This window comes from Spongiibacter pelagi (genome assembly GCF_014705705.1).
Classification (GTDB): domain Bacteria; phylum Pseudomonadota; class Gammaproteobacteria; order Pseudomonadales; family Spongiibacteraceae; genus Spongiibacter; species Spongiibacter pelagi.
Map to the genome: position 1 here is coordinate 247926 of NZ_JACXLD010000003.1, position 22455 is coordinate 270380.

At 51.4% G+C, this 22455-nt stretch carries 21 protein-coding genes; 12 read left to right on the forward strand and 9 right to left on the reverse strand.

Annotated features, from left to right (window positions below):
* Positions 1–63: 63 nt before the first annotated feature.
* Together IB286_RS07385 and IB286_RS15700 are read right to left on the reverse strand one after the other, a co-directional pair.
* A complete protein-coding gene (locus IB286_RS07385; RefSeq protein WP_190764061.1) occupies positions 64–606 on the reverse strand; it encodes a response regulator transcription factor in 543 nt (180 codons plus the stop codon).
* Complete coding sequence (locus IB286_RS15700) at positions 599–1921, reverse strand: ATP-binding protein (RefSeq protein WP_190764063.1); 1323 nt, start codon at positions 1919–1921, stop codon at positions 599–601. Before IB286_RS15700 ends, IB286_RS07385 begins: the two co-directional genes overlap by 8 nt.
* Positions 1922–2156: 235 nt before the next feature.
* On the opposite strand from IB286_RS15700, the gene IB286_RS07395 reads away from it, so the two are divergent.
* The 8 genes from IB286_RS07395 (at position 2157) to IB286_RS07430 (ending at position 10703) form a co-directional block, all read left to right on the forward strand.
* The gene (locus IB286_RS07395) at positions 2157–3197 is read left to right on the forward strand and encodes an OmpA family protein (protein ID WP_190764064.1); all 1041 of its coding nucleotides are present in this window, start codon (positions 2157–2159) and stop codon (positions 3195–3197) included.
* Positions 3198–3242: 45 nt separating this feature from the next.
* A complete protein-coding gene (locus tag IB286_RS07400; protein WP_190764065.1) occupies positions 3243–5912 on the forward strand; it encodes a thrombospondin type 3 repeat-containing protein in 2670 nt (889 codons plus the stop codon).
* A gap of 125 nt (positions 5913–6037) precedes the next feature.
* The gene (locus tag IB286_RS07405) at positions 6038–7627 is read left to right on the forward strand and encodes a peptide chain release factor 3 (protein ID WP_190764066.1); all 1590 of its coding nucleotides are present in this window, start codon (positions 6038–6040) and stop codon (positions 7625–7627) included.
* A gap of 77 nt (positions 7628–7704) precedes the next feature.
* On the forward strand, positions 7705–7953 hold the full coding sequence (locus tag IB286_RS07410) for a type II toxin-antitoxin system Phd/YefM family antitoxin (protein WP_190764067.1): 249 nt from the start codon (positions 7705–7707) through the stop codon (positions 7951–7953).
* On the forward strand, positions 7943–8227 hold the full coding sequence (locus tag IB286_RS07415; RefSeq protein WP_190764068.1) for a type II toxin-antitoxin system RelE family toxin: 285 nt from the start codon (positions 7943–7945) through the stop codon (positions 8225–8227). The genes IB286_RS07410 and IB286_RS07415 overlap by 11 nt, the downstream gene beginning before the upstream one ends.
* Before the next feature lie 156 nt (positions 8228–8383).
* A complete protein-coding gene (locus IB286_RS07420) occupies positions 8384–8860 on the forward strand; it encodes a hypothetical protein (protein WP_190764069.1) in 477 nt (158 codons plus the stop codon).
* A gap of 88 nt (positions 8861–8948) precedes the next feature.
* Positions 8949–9665, forward strand: coding sequence for a 16S rRNA pseudouridine(516) synthase RsuA (rsuA, locus tag IB286_RS07425; RefSeq protein WP_190764070.1), 717 nt, complete (start codon positions 8949–8951; stop codon positions 9663–9665).
* Between the two features lie 12 nt (positions 9666–9677).
* Complete coding sequence (locus tag IB286_RS07430; RefSeq protein WP_190764072.1) at positions 9678–10703, forward strand: methyltransferase; 1026 nt, start codon at positions 9678–9680, stop codon at positions 10701–10703.
* On the opposite strand, the gene IB286_RS07435 is transcribed toward IB286_RS07430, so the two are convergent.
* The gene (locus IB286_RS07435; protein WP_190764074.1) at positions 10688–13438 is read right to left on the reverse strand and encodes an AsmA family protein; all 2751 of its coding nucleotides are present in this window, start codon (positions 13436–13438) and stop codon (positions 10688–10690) included. The genes IB286_RS07430 and IB286_RS07435 overlap by 16 nt on opposite strands.
* Before the next feature lie 138 nt (positions 13439–13576).
* Here IB286_RS07435 and sfsA point away from each other — a divergent pair, with 138 nt between their 5' ends.
* The gene (sfsA, locus tag IB286_RS07440) at positions 13577–14323 is read left to right on the forward strand and encodes a DNA/RNA nuclease SfsA (protein ID WP_190764076.1); all 747 of its coding nucleotides are present in this window, start codon (positions 13577–13579) and stop codon (positions 14321–14323) included.
* Here sfsA and IB286_RS07445 read toward each other — a convergent pair.
* A complete protein-coding gene (locus IB286_RS07445; RefSeq protein WP_190764078.1) occupies positions 14320–14640 on the reverse strand; it encodes a Rieske (2Fe-2S) protein in 321 nt (106 codons plus the stop codon). The two genes, sfsA and IB286_RS07445, sit on opposite strands and share 4 nt — an antisense overlap.
* Positions 14630–15694: a patatin-like phospholipase family protein gene (locus IB286_RS07450; protein ID WP_317889723.1), complete on the reverse strand. Its 1065-nt coding sequence runs from the start codon at positions 15692–15694 to the stop codon at positions 14630–14632. Before IB286_RS07450 ends, IB286_RS07445 begins: the two co-directional genes overlap by 11 nt.
* Before the next feature lie 119 nt (positions 15695–15813).
* Here IB286_RS07450 and IB286_RS07455 point away from each other — a divergent pair, with 119 nt between their 5' ends.
* The 3 genes from IB286_RS07455 (at position 15814) to IB286_RS07465 (ending at position 18103) form a co-directional block, all read left to right on the forward strand.
* Positions 15814–16551, forward strand: a complete 738-nt coding sequence (locus tag IB286_RS07455) for a M15 family metallopeptidase (RefSeq protein WP_190764080.1) — start codon at positions 15814–15816, stop codon at positions 16549–16551.
* 23 nt (positions 16552–16574) lie between these two features.
* The gene (gene cysE / locus IB286_RS07460; RefSeq protein WP_190764082.1) at positions 16575–17354 is read left to right on the forward strand and encodes a serine O-acetyltransferase; all 780 of its coding nucleotides are present in this window, start codon (positions 16575–16577) and stop codon (positions 17352–17354) included.
* A 272-nt stretch (positions 17355–17626) separates the two neighbouring features.
* Positions 17627–18103: a hypothetical protein gene (locus tag IB286_RS07465; RefSeq protein WP_190764084.1), complete on the forward strand. Its 477-nt coding sequence runs from the start codon at positions 17627–17629 to the stop codon at positions 18101–18103.
* 91 nt (positions 18104–18194) lie between these two features.
* On the opposite strand, the gene zntR is transcribed toward IB286_RS07465, so the two are convergent.
* The 4 genes from zntR to nirB all read right to left on the reverse strand — a co-directional run bounded on the left by zntR (position 18195) and on the right by nirB (position 22441).
* Positions 18195–18632: a Zn(2+)-responsive transcriptional regulator gene (zntR, locus tag IB286_RS07470; protein WP_190764086.1), complete on the reverse strand. Its 438-nt coding sequence runs from the start codon at positions 18630–18632 to the stop codon at positions 18195–18197.
* A gap of 182 nt (positions 18633–18814) precedes the next feature.
* Positions 18815–19342: an inorganic diphosphatase gene (gene ppa / locus IB286_RS07475; RefSeq protein ID WP_190764088.1), complete on the reverse strand. Its 528-nt coding sequence runs from the start codon at positions 19340–19342 to the stop codon at positions 18815–18817.
* A gap of 165 nt (positions 19343–19507) precedes the next feature.
* Positions 19508–19825, reverse strand: coding sequence for a nitrite reductase small subunit NirD (nirD, locus tag IB286_RS07480; RefSeq protein ID WP_190764090.1), 318 nt, complete (start codon positions 19823–19825; stop codon positions 19508–19510).
* 66 nt (positions 19826–19891) lie between these two features.
* The gene (nirB, locus tag IB286_RS07485) at positions 19892–22441 is read right to left on the reverse strand and encodes a nitrite reductase large subunit NirB (protein WP_190764092.1); all 2550 of its coding nucleotides are present in this window, start codon (positions 22439–22441) and stop codon (positions 19892–19894) included.
* Between the last annotated feature and the right edge of the window lie 14 nt (positions 22442–22455).

The following is a 22455-nucleotide window of genomic DNA, read 5'->3' on the forward strand; positions in this document are numbered from 1 at the left end:
CTGCGCGCCATTTCTCTGCTTCAAATAACGGCTGCTTCGGCGGCCGTTTTTATTTGCAAAAAATTATTCTTTAACGGGCCGTTTTTGCAGCTTTCTTTGCAGGGTTCGTCGGTGCATACCCAATTGGCGGGCGGTGGCAGATACATTGCCGTCATTGTCGTTTAAGGCGCGCTGAATGTATTCCCAGGTCAGGCGATCCAGCGAGGGTGATGCAATCGCTTGCTCATCTGAACGCACTTCTGTAGCTGCTTTGTCTTTGCTTTCAAGGGCTTCAAGAATGGCCTTGGTGCCGGCAGGCTTTTGCAGATAATTATCTGCGCCAAGTTTGATCGCATCCACCGCAGTTGCAATGCTGGCATAACCGGTCAGCATCAAAATACTGGCCTTGGGAAATTGCTCTCGCAGCGCGGGAATCAATCGCAGGCCGGTTTCACTACCCATTTTTAAATCGATAACCGCTTTGTCGATATGCAAAGAATGGATTTTAGCGAGAGCGGCTTCCACGCCCGAAAAATCCACCGTGGCAAACCCGCGCCGCTCCAAGGAACGCGACAATGTTTGCCGAAAAATGTCATCGTCATCGACAATCAACACGGTTTCAGTCATGGCTAGCGACGTCCGGCATTTTAGTGATGCGAGACAGCGGCAAACGCAGCTCCAGTTGGCTGCCGCCGCCATCGCGGGCCAGCCAGCGTAAATTGCCGCCAAAGCGCTCGGCGGTGCTGTTGCTCAAAAACAGGCCCAAGCCCATGCCCTTGCCCTTGGTACTGACAAAGGCGCGGCGCAGGTTGTCGAAGTTATCAGCAGGCATGCCGGGGCCGCGATCCAGAATAGTGATGACTAACTCCTGCTTGTTAATCTCAGTTCGTAATTCAACATCGTTTGCGGAAACATCGGCGGCATTATTGAGCAGATTGAGCACCGCTTGTTGCAGAGTGCCGTCTAGCTCAAAGCTTAGCCCGGCAACTTCGTCACTGATATTAAAAATAGGCGAACAGTCGGGGCGCAATACCTGCCAACTTTCTCGGAGTTGCGTAAAGAAGGTCGCGCCGTTTATCGCCTGAGTCTGAATACTGCTTAATTCTCTGGCGGTGCTTACCAGCTTATTCAAAATTTGTTTGCATTGGGCTGTCTGTAAATTTAAGGCGCGAATATCGTCGGCAAAATCGCTATCAGATAACTCTTCTTCCAAATCCTCGCCAATCACCTGAATGCTCGACAGCGGTGTACCCAGCTCATGGGCAGTGCCAGCCGCCAAGGTTGCTACCGCTAGTAATTGATCGTTCTGTAGCTCCTGTTCGCGAATGCTTGCTAGCTCTTGTTCACGCCGGCGCAGGCGATGAGCCATAGTGGCCAAGAAATAGCTAATCAATGCGGCGCTCAAAACGAAGTTAAGCCACATACCCAGAATATGCGCCTGATTGCTGCCGTGATGATGCTCGGGGGCCAGTGACTGCAACGGCACATTGTAAAACAACAGCAGGGTGTAGCTGAAAAGGCAGAGCGCGCTCATTAACCAAGCGTAGCGGCGGGGCAGCGCTACAGCTGCAAGGCACAGCGGCACCAAGAGATAAGACACAAAGGGGTTGCTGGCACCACCCGAGAAATACAAGACTCCGGAAAAACCGAGCACATCAATCGCAAAATGGGCGAATAGCTCAATTTCACTGACCGGCCAAATTTGAGCGCTGCGCCACCAAGCTAGTAGCGCAAAGCCCATCAGCGCCAAAAACAGCAAATCCAATGTCACATAAGGCAGCATCCAAGCCAGTTTGATTTCTGCGTAGTGGCGCGCCCCAAACAGCACGCAAAGCAGCACCACACGTATGGCGCTGAGCTGACGTAGATTTTGATTGTTAGGCAGGGGCGAGGTGGCTTTCATGGCCGCATTATACGGCAGCGTCTGGCATACGGTAGGCACTGAGACAAAATGCCGCAGTTGTGTCGCAAATGTGACAAATTTGCGATGGGATGCAGTTCCTAATACATAAAAATAACGATCTAAATATTACACATTCTTTTGACCCATATTTGCTAATTCGGTATGTTAGGAAGAAACCTCTTGGGCCTGCTCCGTCAGGGGGTGTTGCTGATGGCGATATTTCGGTAGCAGGCTGCTCAATATAAAAAGTGAATCGCCTCATTAAGGAGAGATAATGAACCGGGGATTTTGGCTGGCCGGCTGTGCGGCAGCGCTGATGGCTTCACCTGTAATAGCGCAAGATAACGATAAAGGTGAGGCTTACCTGTTTGGTTTGGCCACCTTTAGTGAGATGGACGAAGATCGTGGCGCGGATTTAGACACTACCGGCTATTCGCTGGGTGTTGGTCTGCCTATCTCTCGTCGTCTTTATATCGAAGCGCTCTATATCGACAATACGCTGGAAACCAATGGCCTCTACGGCGACTTCTACCAAACCGGTGGTGGTTTGGATTTGGTGTACAGCTTTGGCGATCGCCACGACTTCACCCCTTTCATTATGCTGGGTGGTGGCGCGCTGAAAAATGACGTGATTCCAGACGCACTAGACGACGACACCATGTACGCCAATATTGGCCTCGGTTTTGTCGGTGCGCTGTTCGACCACGATTACCTGCGTTACCGCGCAGAAGCGCGTTACATTCAAGATGACTATCTCGATGGCATGAGCGATGTGCGTTTTGGTATTGGTATTGAAGTCGCGCTGGGTAAAAAAGACGAACCTGCGGCTGAGCCGAAAGTGGTTTACAAAACCCAGACCATTCAGGTTGAACCTAAAGACTCAGACAATGACGGCATTATCGATAGCTACGATGATTGCCCTAATACCCTTGCCGGTGCCAAGGTTGATGGTCGCGGCTGCGTAGTGCAGCAACAAACCATCACTATGGATGACATCACCTTCCCAAGCAATTCTGCTGAGCTAACGATTAGTGCAAAATTTGTACTGCAAAAAGCCCTGACTTTCCTGCTCAAACAACCCAATCTCGATGCCGAAATTGCCGGTCACACTGACAGCACCGGCTCAGACGAATACAACCGCAGCCTGTCACAGCGCCGGGCCGAGTCGGTTAAAAACTACTTTGTCGCTAATGGCATTGCCGCCAACCGTATCACCGCTAAGGGTTACGGCGAGAGTGAGCCAATCGCCAATAACAGCACCAAGGAAGGACGTGATAAGAATCGCCGCGTAGAAATGCGCCTGATTCCACGTTAATCACGAAGGAATGATGAGAGAAATAATATGTTGAGGACAAACTCCATGAATAACAGCAGATTTTTAGCAGCACTGCTTATGGTTAGCTCCATGGTTCTGGTCACCGCCTGTGGTGGCGGTGGTAAATCAGCCGATGATCCGGCGGGTGGCTTAATTGGTGGTGGCACAACCCGTGACTTTGATGGGGATGGTGCTGCTGACGATGTTGATAACTGCCCGGGGGTTTCTAATCCCGGACAGTGGAATACGAATGGCGGCTCCAAAGGTAATGCCTGTCAGGATACTGATGGTGATGGTGTTCCTGATAACAAAGATACTGCGCAGGGCGAACCATTAGATAATTGTCCCACTACGCAAAACGCCGATCAGCGTGATACCGATGAAGATGAAGTTGGTGATGCATGTGACCCTGATATTGATGGCGATGGGGTAGAACTTACAGGACAATCGGATAACTGTCCTTATGTTGCTAATACAGATCAACTTAATACGGTTAATCCTACAACTCCTGCGGGTGATGCTTGTGAAACGGATTGGGATGGCGATGGCGTATTAAATGATGAGGATAACTGTCCATCAACACCAAATGACCAAACAGATACGGATGGCAATGGTGTAGGTGATGCCTGCGATGATACCGATGGTGATGGTATTCCCAACCCATCAGACAACTGTCCAAATGATCCTGATCCAAATCAAAGAGATCAAGATGGTGATGGCATTGGTGATCTCTGTGATCCAGATTTAGATGGTGACGGTGCTGAGGATAATTTTGAAATTGATAATTGCCCATTAGTGCCAAATTCTGAGCAAGAGGATACCTATGGAGATCCTACTAAGGGAGATGCCTGTGAAGGTGATGCTGATGGCGATGGAATCCCTGATGATACTGATAATTGTGCTTTGGTATTCAATCCAGATGGGCAAGGTGACGACATAGACGCTGATGGTATCGGCGACCTTTGTGATGATTCGGATACTGATACCGGTGTTAAAGGTGGTGCTCCTGCTCCAGACGGTATTGTCGATGAGTACGATAACTGTACTTATGTCGTGAATACTAATCAGAAAAACACCGATGGCGATGCAACCGGTGACGCTTGTGAGCAAACCGTTGGTGATGATGACCTAGATAACGATGGTGTATTGGATAATCCTACTGCACCTGGTGTTTCAGACAACTGCCCGTTTGTCCCTAATCCCGGTCAACAAGATGCGAATACTAGTACACCAGAAGGTGATGCTTGTGAGGCAGATGCAGACGGTGATGGGGTTTTAGATGGTGCAGATAATTGCCCTAGCGATTTCAATCCATACCAGCAAAACAGTGATGTTACTTACAATGAAGATGGCTCTGTAAAAGATAATGATGAGGTCGGTGACGCTTGTGACACTGATGATGACGATGATGGCGTCCTAGATGTAGATGACAATTGCCGAATTGTTGCAAATGGTGCAGATCCGGATAACCAACTTGATACCGATGGAGATGGTATCGGTGATGCCTGTGATAGCGTATCTGCCGTTCAGCAGTACTATCAGTGTGTTCAAGGTGCGCCAGTAGGTTCTACTGTGGCGATTCCTGTAGAATCAGGGCCGCTTTGCATGCTTACTAACACTCCTCTGGGCGGTCTGATTGATACTTGTGATGTTATCAACAAAGACAATGCGGTGGATGGCAGCTTTAACAGTTATGCAACACTGAAATATGATGTTGGCATCCTTGATCCTCTGTTCGATTTAGGGGGCCAAGGCGGTGCGGTTTCTCTGACTGTTGAAGTAAGGGATGATCAAGGCAGTCCAATAGAAATCAATGGCAACATTGGGGATATCATTGGCTTTGTGGTTAGTAATCCGCAAGATACCGTTGATGTTAGCTTGCTGAGAAACTTCAGTTTGATGGCCTATGATATTGACGGCCTGCCAATTTGGGATGAGCCCAAAACTGGTAGTAACTCTACGCTCTCGGTTCTGCAGCTTCAGTTGTTCTCAACTAATGATTCACCTGATCCAGCAAGTGGGGAAGTGCCGACTTCTTTGCCGGGTGATACAAGCGCGCTTGAAGGAACTTACCTGCTTGGAATGTTGAATGATGAAGGTGTGCCTTATCACAAGCTGGAAATCACTGTTAGTTCTGATTTCTTGACAGTAGATTTGGAAGAAGCGCTGCGGGTACATGAGTTATGTACTGAGGTTGAGTTAAGGGTGGTTCCACCTTCAGATGCGCCAGACCCAGCAGCTGCTTTTGCAGGAGTTTTAGAGGGAATTGTTGGAGATTCAAATCCGGCCGACACATTCACTTGCTTGGCTGAGAACTTTCAGTCAGATCCTGCGGTGTGTTTTGATGCGGGAGGTGGCGATCCAATAACAGGTGTTCTAGAGGGGCTTGTTGGAGATTCAAATCCGGCCGACACATTCACTTGCTTGGCTGAGAACTTTCAGTCAGATCCTGCGGTGTGTTTCGACGCAGGAGGTAGCGACCCAATAACAGGTGTTTTAGAGGGGCTTGTTGGAGATTCAAATCCGGCCGACACATTCACTTGCTTGGCTGAGAACTTTCAGTCAGATCCTACTGTGTGTTTTGATGCAGGAGGCGGCGACCCAATAACAGGTGTTTTAGAGGGGCTTGTTGGAGATTCAAATCCGGCCGACACATTCACTTGCTTGGCTGAGAACTTTCAGTCGGATCCTACGGTCTGTTTTGCTGCTCCCTGATAACCTCAAACGCCAGCTCCGCTGGCGTTTTTTTTTGACCAAAATTCTCCCCTCTCCCAACCCATGCAATCCCCGGCCATTTTCCGTAAAATGGCCGGCTTTCCTTATCCCGGTCTTATTTCACCATGTCGCTCCAATCCGAAATCGGCAAGCGCCGCACCTTTGCCATCATCTCTCACCCCGATGCCGGTAAAACCACCATTACTGAAAAGCTGATTCTATTGGGCCAGTTGATTCAGGTTGCCGGTACGGTAAAGGGCAAAAAGCACGATAAGGCGGCGACCTCGGACTGGATGAGTCTGGAAAAAGAGCGGGGTATTTCTGTCACATCTTCGGTGATGCAGTTTCCCTATAACGGTCGGGTGGTCAATCTGCTGGATACCCCCGGTCACGAGGATTTCTCGGAAGACACCTATCGCACACTCACCGCGGTGGATTCAGCGCTAATGGTGATCGACGGCGCCAAGGGTGTCGAAGACCGCACCATCAAACTGATGAATGTCTGTCGTCTGCGCGATACCCCAATCATCGGTTTTGTAAACAAGATGGACCGGGATATCCGCGACCCCATCGAATTGCTGGATGAAATTGAAGAGGTGCTGGGGATTGCCGCTGCGCCCATCAATTGGCCGATGGGCATGGGCCGTGAATTCAAAGGGGTGTACAACCTCTACACCGATACCCTGCATGTATTCCAACCCGGTAAGGGTTCGGTGATTGCCGACGATATTCGCATCAACGGTTTGGAGAGCGATGAAGCCAAGGCGCTGCTTGATGATGAATACGATAATTTCCTCGATGAAATTGAACTGGTGCGCGGCGCTAGCCACGAGTTTGATTTAGAGGCCTATTTGGCCGGTCAGCAAACCCCGGTATTTTTTGGCACTGCATTGTCGAACTTTGGCGTGCGCGAAATGTTGGATGATTTTGTGCAGTGGGCGCCGGCACCGCTGGATCGTGAAGTGGAGCAGGCCTCTGAGGCGCGTATTATTCCCGCCAAAGATGAAACCTTCTCCGGTTTCGTATTTAAAATTCAGGCCAATATGGACCCCAAACACCGCGACCGTATCGCCTTTATGCGCGTGTGTTCCGGTGAATACAGCAAGGGCATGAAAATGCGTCATGTGCGCATTGGCAAGGATGTGAAAATCGCCGATGCGGTGAGCTTTTTGGCGGGTGATCGCGAGCTGGTGGAACAAGCGGTATCCGGCGATATTATCGGCCTGCACAACCACGGCACCATTCAGATTGGCGATACTTTTACCGAGGGCGATGAGTTCAAATTCACCGGTATTCCCCACTTTGCGCCGGAACTGTTCCGCCGCATTCGCCTGGCTGATCCACTAAAATCCAAGCAACTGCAAAAAGGCCTGCAACAGCTTTCCGAAGAGGGCTCAACCCAGGTCTTTATGCCCCAGAAAAACTCCGACCTGATTGTGGGTGCGGTGGGTATGCTGCAGTTTGATGTGGTGGTTTATCGTTTGAAAGATGAATATAAAGTCGATGCGATTTACGAGCCGGTTAATATCCATACCGCCCGTTGGGTGGAGTGCGATGATCCTAAGGCCTTTGAGGAATTCAAACGCAAATGCGCCGACAACCTCGCCATTGATGGCGGCGGTCACCTCACTTATCTAGCGCCAACCCGCGTGAATTTGGCACTGGCGGAAGAGCGCCACCCAGAAGTGCGGTTCCGCGCTACCCGCGAGCATTAATCTTAAATTGCCTCCAGCTTGTCAAATGGATTGAGGAGACCTATTATTAGGTCTCCTAACTGGTCTGGAGAGCTGTCATGCCTCGTCAAGTTTTGGCTGATACCTGTGTCAGCATTTCCGAATTAAAAAAGAACCCCAGCGCCGTGGTGTCACAGGGCGAGGGGTTTCCGGTTGCGGTGCTCAATCGCAATGAACCTGATTTTTACTGTATTCCCGCTGCGGCCTGGGAAGAGATTGTTGACCGCCTTGAAGATGTTGAGCTGAACGCGATTGCCGATGCGCGTCAGCATCAAGCCATCATCGAGGTCGATATTGATGACTTATAAACTGGCCTTTCGTGAAGAGGCTAAGAAAGAGTGGGATAAGTTGTCGCCGGTCGTTAGAGATCAGTTTAAAAAGAAGCTGATTGAGCGATGTGAAAATCCAAGAGTACCTTCATCTCGCTTATCCGGCTCACAAGATCGCTACAAAATTAAACTGCGCCAAGCCGGGTTCCGACTGGTTTATGAAGTTCACGAAAATATTGTCACGGTTGTTGTAGTGGCTGTGGGTAAGCGTGAGCGTAATCAGGTGTATAAGAACGCGTCTAAGCGGGTTTAAGTGGTTAACAAAATTCGAATCTGAATCAAACCTGAATCACATCCAGTAAATATTCCTGCAATCAATCCTTGTTTCAATTCGGCTTTTCGCCAAGCATAGCACTGCCAAATAAAAGCGTGTTTATACGCCTTATAGAGTGAAAACAAGGAGAAATATATGACTTTTAAACACACTGCACTTGCCCTGTCGCTGGCCGTAGCCAGCTCTGTTAGCTTGGCCGCTGAAGCCGAAGCCAAGGGCAGCTTTTTCAGCCGTTTGTTCGGCGGTTCTTCTGAAGCCAAGGTTGAAGCCAAAGCTGATGTAGACACCAGCCACGCTGAAAAGAAAATGGAAGATGGCTATAACCACGGCAAAGAAGTTAGCGCCGAGATGAAAGCCAAGGCCGAAGCTCACAAAGGTGAGATGAAAGACAAGCACGCTGAAATGAAAGCGGATGCCGAAGCGAAATACGAAGAGCGTAAAGCCGAAGCTGAAGCAAAACGTGCTGAGCGTGAAGCCAAGCAAAAAGAGCAAGAGCAGGCCAATGCTGAAGCACGTGCAGAAGCTAAAGCCAACTGGAAAGAGAAAAAAGAGCAATTGAAAGGTTTGGGCAATATCAGTGTTGAAGCCAACGTAGAAGCTGGCGCAAAATAAACACCGATTGCTGATCTACCGAAAGGGGCCGTTGGCCCCTTTTTTTATGGCTAGATTTTTTATTTGTGCGTGTGAGTTCTGAATTTCTATGGCGAGTTCCAAGCCTTCCGCTGATCTTCGTTTGGATCGTTTTATCGCGACGGTCACCGATTTTTCTCGCAGTGAGGCCAAACGCTTAATCAAAGCCGGTGAGATTGAGGTGGAAGGGCGGGTAGCCAGTGATGCCGGGCAGTTAATTTCGCCAGATGCTGAAGTGTTGTTGCGTGGCAGCCCATTACGAGCGCCCAAGCCGCGTTATTTTATGCTGCACAAGCCGCAGGGCTATATTTGTGCTGCCCGTGATCGTCGCCATCTGACGGTGCTTGATCTTCTCGATGAAGACAATCCAGAGCGTCTACATGTGGCGGGACGCTTGGATATTGATACCACCGGTTTGGTTTTGCTGACTGATGACGGCCAGTGGTCACACCAAATTACTTCGCCGAATCGGGAGTGCTGGAAACAGTATTGGTTTCAGTGCGCTGAGCCGCTGGACGAAAATGTGATTCGGCAATTTGAGCGCGGGGTATTTTTAAAAGAAGAGAAAACCCGAACTCTGCCCGCGAAGCTGGAAATTTTGAGTGATTTTGAAGGTCGTTTGCAGATTTGCGAAGGCCGCTATCATCAGGTGAAGCGAATGCTCGGTGCGGTTGGCAATGCGGTGGAGGTGTTACACCGTGAGGCAATTGGCGATATTTTTCTGGATGCGGATTTGGCCGAAGGCGAATACCGCCCATTAACCGAGGATGAAATTGCCAGTGTGTAAGGGCGAGAAAACATGAAAGACAGCGCCTTGCAGGCGATTTATCGCGAACTGGAAAATAGCGAAGGCAGTACCTGGTGGCTGGTGGATGAGCACTTACAAACCCCGCTCCCTCGCGCATCTGCAGATTGCCCTGTGTGGACCAATCGCTGCGATAGTGCTGCGCAACTTCAGCAAGCCGGTTTTATCGTTACGCTTAATGATTTTGACTTGCCGCAAGCCTCGGTAGACCGGGTTTTATACCGTGTCTCCAAAGAAAAGTTGTTAGTGCATTATTTGATTAACCAGTCTTTGGCGCACTTACAAATCGGCGGTGTACTGTGGTTGGCGGGTAAGAAAAACGAAGGCTTGAAAACCTATGCCGACAAGGCGGCCAAACTGGTGGGCGGCAAGGCCGAGATTAAGAAACTCGATGGCGAGGCGTATTTAGCGCGCATTGAAAAGTACGCCGAACCCAGCAGTAATTTGCCTGATGGTAATTACCCTCAGTTGCAGCAAATTGCAGATGATCCGGTGCTGTATAGCAAACCGGGAATTTTTGGTTGGCAGAAAATAGATCGGGGTTCGGCGCTGTTGATTGAGCAACTTCCCGCGTTTTTACAAGGATTATCTCGCAAGCCGCAGACGCTTTTAGATTTGGGCTGTGGCTATGGCTATCTCTCGGTAATGGCAGCCAAGGCATTGCCAGAAGCCGACTATATTCTGACCGACAATAATGCGACCGCGCTGTTAGCTGCCGAGAAAAATTGTGCAGAACACACGATTCGAGCATGCTGCGTGCTGGCGGATTGTGCCTCGGGCATTACTGAAAAAGTGGATGTGGTGTTGTGTAATCCACCTTTTCATCAGGGTTTTTCGGTGGACGGTGATTTAACCGATCGCTTTATTGCGGCGGCGAAACAGCGCCTTAAGCCGGGTGGTCAGGCGCTGTTTGTGGTCAATCAATTTATTCCTCTTGAGCGCAAGGCTCAGGGAATTTTCGCCTCGTCGGAACGCTTATACGAGGGCGAAGGGTTTCATATTATTCAGTTAACGGGCTGATTGCCGGCTTGTGATTCTGGCTGTGCTTCCGGCTCAAGTGCAGGCGGAGTCGGATGTAATATTTCTTCCGGCACTTCATCTGCGCTTGGAATTTCATCCAGTTCACCGTCACAGGCGCTACCCGCATAAAGCGCGCGTTTAACTAAACCCTGTGCCAATAACGATAAGCCGCCGGTATAAATCGCCGCGCCGGTAGACAGGCCGGAAGTAAACATACCGCCGGGGTCAGCTTCCACCTTGGGTTTGCTAAAGGTGCCGCCCAAGCGCACTAAGCTGGCAGCGGCGCCCACATTTACACCAACCCCTTTACGGGCAATGGGCGATACGCCGAGTTGCAGTTTTTCGCTGCCGAGATCGACAAAGCCAGTGCCGATAATCTTGCTGCCATCAGTTTCCAGCGCAATACCGTCATCGGTGGTGAAGCGCCCTTTATCGCCTTTAAAGTGCACCGCCAAACATTCGATCTCGGTATTTTCTTTCTTCTCGGCGAAGGGGTTGAGCTTGTCGAAGGTTTCCATCAATACATCGCTGCCGATCAGGTTTAAGGCATTGCCCTTGGCCTGCATATCGGTGATTTTAATATCCAACTTGCCGCCTAGTGAGGCGGCTAGCGCAGCGGGGCTGGCTCCTTTGCCATCTAAGATCACGCGAATTTTGCCTTGGCCCTTGCTGATGCCGGCGGTTTTCTCCAAGCCCAACTTGCCGTAATCCGTACCGTCGATTTTTAGCTCGGTGCTCAGCGCTGCTTGCTCGCCACTGGCGTCGAGCTTGGCGCGGATATAGGCCTCAGCGCCATCGAGATTCAAGCGGCTATCATCAAGCTGAAATACACCGTTACGCAGCTTGGGTTTGAGCTTGGCGCTATTGATAAAGGCGTAGCCGGTATCCACCTGATTTAGCGATAGAGTCAGATCGGCATTCAGTTGTTTAAGCGCATCTAAGGCGAGGGGCTCGTTGCTAATTAATTTGCCGCCTTTTTTCGTGTTGCTGGTCTCGCTTTTTGGGGTGCTGTCTGCCGGTGTTTGCTCGGTTGGCGCAGACATAAAATCAACGGTGGTTTTGCTCAGCGCGATATCGCCTTTTAGCATTGCCAGCTGTTCGCCTTGGCCGGGTTGGTAATTCAGTGCCAGCTTGGTACTTTGCTCACCGAGGGTGGCGTCGGCCTTAAGCTGATATTGCTCAGCGGTGGTTTCGATATTGGCATTGATGTTCATTGCGCCGGCTTCCTGCCAGGGCAACAGGGCGATTTTCCATAGCTCAAGACTTTGCGGGGCGGTGCTCTCAATATTGAGCTGGGTGCCGGCAATACCGTTGATGTTGACCTTGCCGTTGGCTTTCAGGGTGATGTCTTGCTGGTTTAGAGCAAGTGCTAATTTGGCATCGGCGCCCTGGGTTTTATCCGCTAAGGGTGTCAGCGTTATAGCGCTGGCGAGTTCATTCAGTTGCCGCCCAGTGGCGGTTTCTAGTAACTCGGCAATTTGCAATTTTAAGGTGATGGCATCGCGGCTATTCAATTCGCCGTTTAAAGACTTGAGCGACCAACCGCTGGCAGAAAGATCGGCGATATCCAGCTTTAGCGTGATATCGCGGTTGGCCATCCAGCCCCAATCCATCTCCGCTTCCGCAGTGCTTTTCTCCTCGCTGGGAGCTGGTTCTACGGCTTGCTCAGGTGCTTCTGCTGCCGGTGTGAGGTCGGCTAACAAGGCGTCGATATCCAAGTTTTTGCTATTTAGGCTGGCGACGATGTTATTGAAATCCGGCGAGAGCTGAATGTCGCCATCAATTTGATTTTCCCCTATAGCTATCGTCAGCGGCGTGAGCTGGTAAGCGCTGCCAATGTTTAGCGTGGTTTCGAGCTTGCTCGGGGGCAGTGCCGGAGCGGTAAAGTCTGCAAGGGTGGTAAGTTGATCCAGCGTTTCTATGGCGAGCGCCACACTAATACGGCTGCCTTCCAGTGTGGGGTTCAGGGCCAGTCTGCCTTCGCTGTTTAGGGTGGCGTCGGCGTGTTGCAGGGCGAGGCGATAATCCAGTATGCCTGCGGCGGGATCAAACAAATCGACGGTGCTGCTCACGGTAATGTGCTGCTGGCGGTAATCCAGTTCAATGACTAAATCACCACTGCCCGCGTGTTCGCGTTCGCCGCTGATTTCTGGCAGCGCGAGCTGATAGTTTTCACCCTCGGCGGTAATTAACTGAAACTGGGTGTTACGCAGCAGAATATGTTCAAAGCTGAAATCACCGGGCAGTTTAAGCGTGCTGGGTTTGTCCTCTTCCGGTTCCTCTTCGGAAGATTCTGCCGAGGCTTGCAGGGTCGCGGTTAGCCAGTTCAGTTCACCCTTGTCATTATTTTCAATGCGGATATTGAGACCATCGCTTTCCACCGCCCAAAAAGGGCTTTTGCCTAGCGGCGAGGCCAGCAGTTTTAGCGACAGACTGTCGAGGGTGAGCAAGGTGGGTTCAGGCCAATTGGGGTTGCTGATACGCAGGCCGGTAATTTCCAAACGCATTGGCGCAGCGCGGGATTTTAATGCGCCAATTTCTATATCCAGCCCAGCAAAACGCTCGCCGCCGGCGTGGATCGCGCCGCGCAGCACATTGGGTTTTAGTATGACGGTGGCGAGGCAGCCAAAAATAAGTAAAACGAAAATACCAATGCCGAAAAACACTTTTTTGAGCACCGAGGATTTTTTGGGTGCTTTTTCTTGGGGGCTGGCTTGTGGGGCCTGTTTAGACATGAGGGGCCTTTATCTATTTTGAATGTCGCTTATTTGGAATGTCGCTAGGGTTTTTCACACCACAAGTTTGTAAGGATGAAAGTGGATGTGCAATACAATAAGACCCAATTTTCCCGAAACCTGAACTAAGGATTGTCGATGCGTTGGCCTAGCCCGCTACTACAAGGCCGATTATTGCGCCGCTACAAACGTTTTCTGGCGGATGTTCAGTTGGACAGCGGTGAGCTGCTAACGGTTCACTGCCCGAATACTGGTGCGATGACCGGCTGTGATGTGCCAGATAGCCCGGTATGGTTGTGCCGCAGTGACAATCCCAAGCGCAAATACGCCCACACCTGGGAATGCGTGGTGGTTGAGGGCGAAACCATTTGTATTCATTCGGCGCTGGCCAATGATCTGGTGGCTGAGGCGCTTGATCACAATGTGATTAGTGAGATTAGTGAGATTAGTGAGATTAGTGAGATTGCTGGGATTGCCGGGATTGATCGAGCGGCTTATCGGCGAGAGGTGAAATTGCCCTCTGGCAGCCGGGTCGATTTTTATCTGCCTGCTGGTGAAAGTGCTAGGGAAACCTATTTGGAAGTGAAATCGGTCACCTTGCATTTGGGAGATGGCTTAGGCGCTTTTCCAGATGCGGTAAGCACCCGTGCACGCCGCCATGTGGAAGAGTTAATGGCGCTGCAAAAGCAGGGGGCGAGGGCGATTTTATTTTTTGCGGTACTGCACACGGGAATTGACCGGGTTGAACCTGCCCGGCATATCGATCCGGTGTATGCGGATTTATTGCTGGAAGCAAAACAGCAGGGCGTGGAATTGTTGGCTTACCGCGCTGAGATAAATCCGCAGGGTATTGCGCTTACTCAAGCGATTCCGGTTTTGCTTTAGGCGTAGATACCGTCTTCTTCAATTGTGCAGGGAATTGAAGTTAGCGCTTCGCCTAAGCAGGGCCCGGCCACACACTCCCCGGTTTCCATAATAAATAGCGCGCCGTGGGTGGCGCACTGAATAAACATTTCCTCGTGGTCGAGAAAAACATCTTCCTGCCAATTCAGTTCGATGCCGAGATGGGGGCAGCGGTTTTGGTAGAGCGCGACGCCTTTGCCGTGGCGAACCAGAAAGCAGGCTTGTTCACCAAGGGTCACACTTTTTGAGCCGGGCTCGGGAAGCTCATCCAGATTGCAGAGTTTGATTCTAGTTGTCATCAGTGATGGGGGCAGGCTCAATATGTTCTATGTGTTGAGGTTTGCTGCTTGGGCTAACCGGGGTTATTCCTTCTTCGGCGAGAATGTGGAGAATAGCGGGGCGCATTCGTTCAACCGCTTCTCGGCCGCCGGCAATGGCTTCTTCGGCGCGATTAAATTCCATAAGCCCAATCTCGCGCAGTCGCGGCCACAGCATCACGTCGGCAGGTTCGCCGGCCAAACGTGAGCGGGTAATGCGATCCTGCATGATATTGATGGAACTCATAATCACATTCATGGTGTTTGGCGCATTGGGTGCAGGCTTGTGCTCGGGAATATCATTGGAACGCAGGCCGCCAGCCAGATCCATAACCGATTGTCCAAAGCGGTTCAGGGCATTACCGAAGCCGGAATCGTTCTCTTCCTCGCTCTCTTCTTCCTCGGCAACTTGTTCGGCTTTTTCAGAAATAGGCGTTGGGCTTGCGGGGCGGGTTTGTTTGCTGAGCAAGTCGCTGTTGAGGTCGATGCCAATCACAATATCTGCCCCCAATGCGCGGCACACCGATACCGGCACCGGATTAACCAGCCCGCCATCAATCAGCCAGTTGCCGTTGTGAAAAACCGGGGTAAGAATGCCGGGCAGTGCGATTGAGGCGCGAACGGCATCCCAGATTGGGCCGCTTTGTAACCAGACTTCGCGGCCGCGACCTAAATCCGTTGCTACGGCGGCAAACGGCGTATCCAGATCTTCAATATCGGGATTGCCAAATTCGCGACAAAAGAAATCAATCAAACGCGAGGCGTCAGCCATGCCGCCAATCGCGCCGAAATTAATACTGAGATAGCGCAAAATAGAGGGGCTGTTGAGGGTTTGTATCCATTCGGCAAACTGGTCGAGCTTGCCCAGCGCTTGGCAGGCGGCGACCACGGCACCGGCAGAAGTGCCACAGAGAATATCCGGGCGGATGCCCATGCTGTTTAATTGCTGAATAACGCCAATATGGGCCATGCCTCGGGCAGAACCACTGCCGAGTGCGAGGGCGATTTTTTTTGGGCGGGGCTGTCGTTGTTCCACGGTTTTGATCTGGTAAAGGGTCTAGTAAAGTTTGTCGCAGGGATTAATATTGTTGTTATGATGCCTTATCGAAATTTTTCAGCAAGCGAAAACACCGGAAGCCGATGGAAAAGACGCCAATGGTCATAAGTGATGCGTTGTTATTAGGGCAAGATGAGCCGCTCATGGTCTGCCATATGGGCAGGGTGATGCATCCCGATTTGGTCGCGCCACTTACCGCCTTGCAAACCGATGCCGAACGCGAAGGTTTTGATTTGCGAGTGGTTAGCGGTTTTCGCAGCTTTGAGCGGCAATTGGCGATTTGGAATGCCAAGGCGCAGGGGCAGCGCCCGCTCTATGATGAACACGGTGAATTGCTGGACTTTGCCAGCCTCAGCGAAGAAGCGGTGCTGTGGGCAATTTTACGTTGGTCAGCCTTGCCCGGCGCTTCTCGACATCACTGGGGCAGTGATATTGATATTTACGATGCCGCTGCGGTGGCGGAAGATTATCAGGTGCAACTCAGCCCCGAAGAAGTGGCCGACGATGGGGTTTTTGGCCCAATGCACCAATGGCTGGACACGCGCTTAGGGATTGGTGCCGGTTACGGTTTTTTTCGGCCTTATGATGAAGATCGTGGTGGTGTCGCCCCGGAGCGTTGGCATTTAAGTTTTGCGCCGCTATCTGCCCGTTGTGAACATGCGCGCAATAAAAAAGTGCTGCGCGCGGCAATTGAGGCTGCGGATATCCAACTGAAAGACCTTGTGCTGAAGCATTTCGATGACATTTTCGAGCGTTATGTGGATGTGCCGGCCTCCTGCTATCCCTCGGCCTATGCGGCTTTGTTGGAGCCTCGACAGGAACTGGTTGGCGTTTAATATTTTTTGATGTAACGAATAATATGAGTGTAAACAGCGAACAATTGTGGGCACATCTGTGCGAAGAAGCCGAGCGCTTCGGCGTTAGCGAGCCGGTGCTGGCCAGCTTTTACCACGCTCATATTTTGCATCACGGCAATTTTGCCGATGCCCTGAGTTATCACCTTGCCTCACTACTCGACAGCGACTCGCTGCCCGCGATGTTGGTTCGCGAGGTGTTTCACAATGCCTATATTAGCCAGCCCGCGATTATTGAAATGGCGGTGGCGGATATTTGCGCGCACTATGAGCGCGATCCGGCCTGTGATCACTACGGAATGCCGTTTCTTTATTTCAAGGGATTTCAGGCGATACAGGCTCAGCGCATTGCTCATTACCTATGGATTCATAACCGCAAATCGCTAGCGCTGTATTTACAGAATCGCATTGCGGCGGTGTTCGACGTTGATATCCATCCGGGCGCCAAACTAGGTAGCGGCATTATGCTCGACCACGCCACCGGGGTGGTGATTGGTGAGACCGCGGTAGTGGGTAATAATGTGTCCATGCTGCACTCCGTGACCTTGGGGGGCTGCGGTAGCGGCCGGGGGCCTCGGCATCCAAAAATTGGCGATGGCGTGCTGATTAGCACCGGTGCCAAAGTATTGGGCAATATCACGATTGGCGAGGGTGCCAAAATCGCCGCAGGCAGTGTGGTGCTGGAAGACGTCGCTCCGCATACTACTGTGGCGGGAGTACCGGCAACGCCGGTGGGCGGAAATAGCCAGAATATTCCGGCCTTGGAGATGGACCAAAGTATTTAGAGCGGTTTGGACGATTTGTGAGCCCGATCTCACTAAGCTCAACCGTTTTGGATTGCCGCGACAGTGTAAATCTGTCAGAATCGAAAAATTACAAAGTCACATAAAATTGTGGCCATGACAAAGGCGCGAAGGCTTTAAGAAAAGAAGTCACGGCCATAAAAAAGCCTTCAGCTATTAATGGAAATTAATAAGTCAACGGCTAAAAAGAGCCCCAGCCATATCATTGGACTAAGGCCGATAGAGCAGAAATCACTATTGCGGGAAGGTGCATCATGAGTGTCAAACTATTAGACAATAAAGCCTTTTATGGATATCGGGTAAGGCGCACAGTCGCCGGTCAGTTGTATCAAGAATATTTCTCTCTCAAGCGCGAAGGTAAGCGTTTGGATGGCCGCTTGAAAAAGCAGGTTGAGAATGAAGCCTTGGCACGCGACAAAGAATTGGAAGTTGAGCGGTCTCGCTTTTTGGATGACACCAAAGAAGACCGCTGCTTCAAGCCTGATGGCTCAGTAAAAGGCATCAGCTATCTGGTTAAAACCGAGAAAAGCGGCAATCTGACCCCTATTTTCCAAGTGGGTGTGGCCTCGCAAATTGAAAAGAAAACCGTCTGCACTAGCTTCTCTCTCAATGCTCATGGCAGTGAAGAAGCGTGGAAAAAAGCGGTTGATGCCTATGCCAAGCACAAGGGCATCCACAAAAACTCCAAACTGTTTCAACGCCTGATAGAAGCTAAGCCAAAGGTTTCATAAGGTGAAAGTCTCTTAAAGCGATACATCAAAATCTAAAACGGCGACCCATGGTCGCCGTTTTTGTTGTTACGCTGCACCATTAGCCTTTTCCTTAAGCCTCAGGTTCTTCCGTTTCTAGCTCTAAAGCCTCTAACTCTAAAGCTTCCAAAATACTGCACTCAGTGGCGGGTAATGAACCGCCAACACAGGCGTCGACGATCTGATCCAAGGCGCGACGAATCTTTTCAAGCTCTTGGAGTTTGGCGTTGACCAGTTCCAATTTGCGCTGGGCAATACTTTTGACGTCTTCGCAGCAATTCGCCGCTGGGTGAATGCGAATTTCCAGCAGCTCACGAATTTCTTCCAAACTGAATCCCACCGCCTTGGCGCGCAGAATAAAAGCCAATTGGCGGCGGGCATTGTCATTGTAAAACCGGTAGCCATTAGGACTGCGGCCGCTGGCTTTGAGCAAGTCCTGTTTTTCATAAAAGCGCAGGGTGTCGACTGAGCAGTCGAGTGCTTGAGCGAGTTCTCCAATGCGATATGTCATGGCGACATCTCCGATTCGTGATGCGATGCCATTACAGTAAACCTTGGAGTTTAATCTAAGGTCAAGCGTTGGCCCTAGAAGAATTGGAAAGGAGGAGGCGGGGATGAAGGAGCAAGAAAGAGGAAAAGTAGAGCAATCTTGGCCACCGGGGGTGGCCAAGATAGTGAGAACAGTCGCGACTATTAGCCTTTGTAGGCTGCGGCGGCTTTCTCTACTTCTGCCATGGCTTCGGCGCTGCCGGCCCAGCCATCAACTTTAACCCATTTGCCCACTTCCAGATCTTTGTAGTTTTCGAAGAAGTGTTCGATCTGCTTGATCAGCAGTTCTGGCAGGTCAGAGGGCTCTTTAACGTCTTTGTACAGTACGCTCAGTTTGTCGTGAGGTACGGCCAGCAGTTTGGCGTCTTTACCGGCTTCGTCGCTCATGTTCAGAATGCCGATGGGGCGAGCGCGGATTACAGAGCCGGGTACAACTGGGTAAGGAGTTACAACCAGTACGTCCAGTGGGTCGCCGTCTTCAGACAGAGTGTTGGGGATGTAGCCGTAGTTGGCTGGGTAGAACATGGGGGTGGCCATGAAGCGGTCAACCATCAGGCAGTCGGCATCTTTGTCGATTTCGTATTTGATGGGGCTGCTGTTGGCTGGAATTTCGATGGCAACGTAGATGTCGTGTGGCAGTTCTTTGCCTGCTGGAATGCTGTTATAGCTCATGGTTGGTTTCCATTGTGGATTTTGATGAAAAAAGCAGCGGCGATTATAAACCCTGTGCCCGCTGATTTCCAAAGCTCGCGGGGGCTGAGCTTGGCGGTGCTATAAATAAAAATGGCCGCACGAGGCGGCCCAAGGGGGGAGACTTTAGTCTAGCGGGTAGCCAGGCTAAATAGCGATCTGAATCAGATCGCCCTCGGTGCGCACCTGATAGCACGGCACAGAGACGGTTTCATCTTCGAGACAAATGCCAGTCTCGAGATTGAAATGCTGTTTATAAAGGGGTGAGGCAACGGCCAAGGTGTCATTCAAGCTGCCAACAATGCCGCGTGACAGTACATTGGCATTGCTGAACGGGTCTTTATTGCCAATAGCGTAGATTTGGCCGTTAACTTTGAAAATGGCGACTTGTTCTTCGCCGAGCAGGGCGCAAACCCCAGCATTGGGGTTGATGTCGCTGAGGCTGCAAATGGTTGTCCAGGACATGGGTGTTTCTCCTTTAGACCGCCCAATACAGGGCGGCCGGATATGATCAGATAAAAGGCTGGGCGATTAAGCCACCGCGATCAGGTCTTCGTTGCGGGCTTTTTCTTCCTCGGTCGCGGGGCGAATTTGGCCGCGCTCCTGTACAAAGACAATGTCCTTGTCGCCGCCGTCTACGTTGACAAAGCTGCGGAATTGCTTGACCCGCTCTTCGTTCTCGATGGTGGTTTTCCACTCGCACTGGTAGTTATCAATGACCAGCGCCATCTCGGCTTCCAGCTCGGCGGCAATGCCTAGCGAGTCTTCGATAATGACTTTCTTCAGGTAGTCGAGGCCGCCTTCGAGGTTGTCCAACCATACGCTGGTACGTTGCAGGCGATCTGCGGTGCGCACGTAGAACATCAGGAAGCGGTCGACGTATTTGATCAGGGTTTCGGTGTCGATATCTGAAGCAAACAAATCCGCATGGCGAGGTTTCATACCGCCGTTACCGCAAACATAGAGGTTCCAGCCTTTTTCGGTGGCGATAACACCCACGTCTTTGCTTTGTGCTTCGGCACATTCACGGGTACAGCCAGAAACCGCCATTTTCAGTTTGTGCGGTGAACGTAGGCCCTTGTAGCGGTTTTCGATATCGATGGCCGCACCAACCGAATCTTGCACGCCGTAACGGCACCAGGTTGAGCCAACGCAGCTTTTCACGGTACGCAGTGATTTGCCGTAGGCGTGGCCGGTTTCAAAGCCGGCGTCGATCAATTCTTTCCAGATCAGTGGCAGTTGGTCGAGGGTGGCGCCAAACAGGTCAATCCGCTGACCACCGGTGATTTTGGTGTATAGATTGTATTTCTTGGCAACGGTACCCACGGCAATCAAGCCATCTGGCGTGACCTCACCACCGGCCATGCGCGGTACCACAGAGTAGGTGCCGTTTTTCTGCATATTGGCCAACATGCGGTCGTTAGTGTCCTGCAGGCCGGCGTGTTCTGGCTGCAGAATGTAGTCGTTCCAGCAGGAGGCTAAAATACTGGCCGCCGCAGGTTTACAGATATCGCAGCCGTGACCTTTGCCGTGTTTTTCCAGCAATTGTTCAAAGCTCTTAATCTGACCAACGCGCACCAAGTGGTAAATTTCCTGGCGGGTGTAAGGGAAGTGTTCACAAATATCGGTGTTCACTTCCACGCCGAGCTTGGTCAGTTCGGCGTTTAGTACTTGGCCGACCAGTGCGGTGCAGCCGCCACAGGTGGTGGCCGCTTTAGTGCAGGCTTTAAGATCGCCAACAGTAGTGGCACCGCCTTGAACTGCCGCGCAAAGATCGCCCTTGCTCACGTTATTACAGCTACAGATTTGTGCGGTGTCGGGCAGGGCATCCACGCCCAAACCGACGCTGGCGCTGCCGTCCAGATTGGGCAGAATCATCGCCTCTGGGTGTTCGGGCAGGGTGATTTTGTTCAGCGCGAATTGCAGCAGATTGCCGTAGTCTTCGGCATCGCCAACCAATACTGCGCCCAGCAGGTGCTCGCCGCTTTCGCTAACAACAATCTTTTTGTAAACCTCGGCCTGCTCATCAATAAAGGTGTAGCACTTGGCGCCGGGGGTGTTGGCATGGGCATCGCCAATGGAGGCAACGTCTACGCCCATTAGCTTGAGCTTGGTACTCATATCAGCGCCGGTGAAGGTTTTGCCTTCTGCGCCGCCGAGTACGTGATCAGCCGCTGCGCGGGCCATATCCCAGCCGGGAGCGATCAAACCGTAAATACGACCGCCCCACAATGCACATTCACCAATCGCGTAAATATCGGGATCAGAGGTTTGGCAGTTGTCGTTAATCACAATACCGCCGCGCTCGCCAATCTCCAGCTCACTTTGGCGGGCCAGTGCATCTTGCGGGCGGATACCGGCAGAAAATACCAGAATGTCGGTTTCCAGCTCCGCGCCATCGGCAAAGCTGAGTTTATGTTTGGCGGTTTCGCCATCACCGATATTTTGAGTGTTTTTCTGGGTGTGTACTTTTACGCCCAGATCTTCGATCTTTTTCCGCAGTAGTGCGCCGCCGCCATCGTCAACTTGTACCGCCATTAGGCGTGGCGCAAATTCGATAACGTGGGTTTCAAGGCCAAGGTCTTTAATGGCTTTGGCCGCTTCAAGGCCGAGCAGACCACCGCCGATAACCGCGCCAACTTTGGCATCTTTAGAGGCCGCAGTAATGGCTTCCAGATCTTCAATCGTACGGTAAACAAAGCAGTTATCGCGCTCGTGGCCGGGCACCGGCGGGACAAAGGGGAACGAACCGGTGGCCAGCACGAGGGTGTCGTACTGGTAGGTGTTGCCCTTGTCGGTGCTGATGATTTTGTCAGCGCGATTAATGCCTTCTACTTTCTCATTGGCAATCGCGGTGATCTGGTGCTCTTCATAGAAACCGTCAGCAACCATATTAAGAGAGGCGGCTTCGCGGGTTTCAAACCATGCGGTCAGATGAACACGGTCATAGGCGTGACGGGGCTCTTCGCCAATCACGGTAATATGGTAGTCGCCGGCTTTACCGCTGGCGGCAATCGATTCTAGAAACTGGTGGCCTACGGGGCCGTTACCAACCACTATCAGGTGCTTTTTGTCAGACATCGTACTTCTCCCTT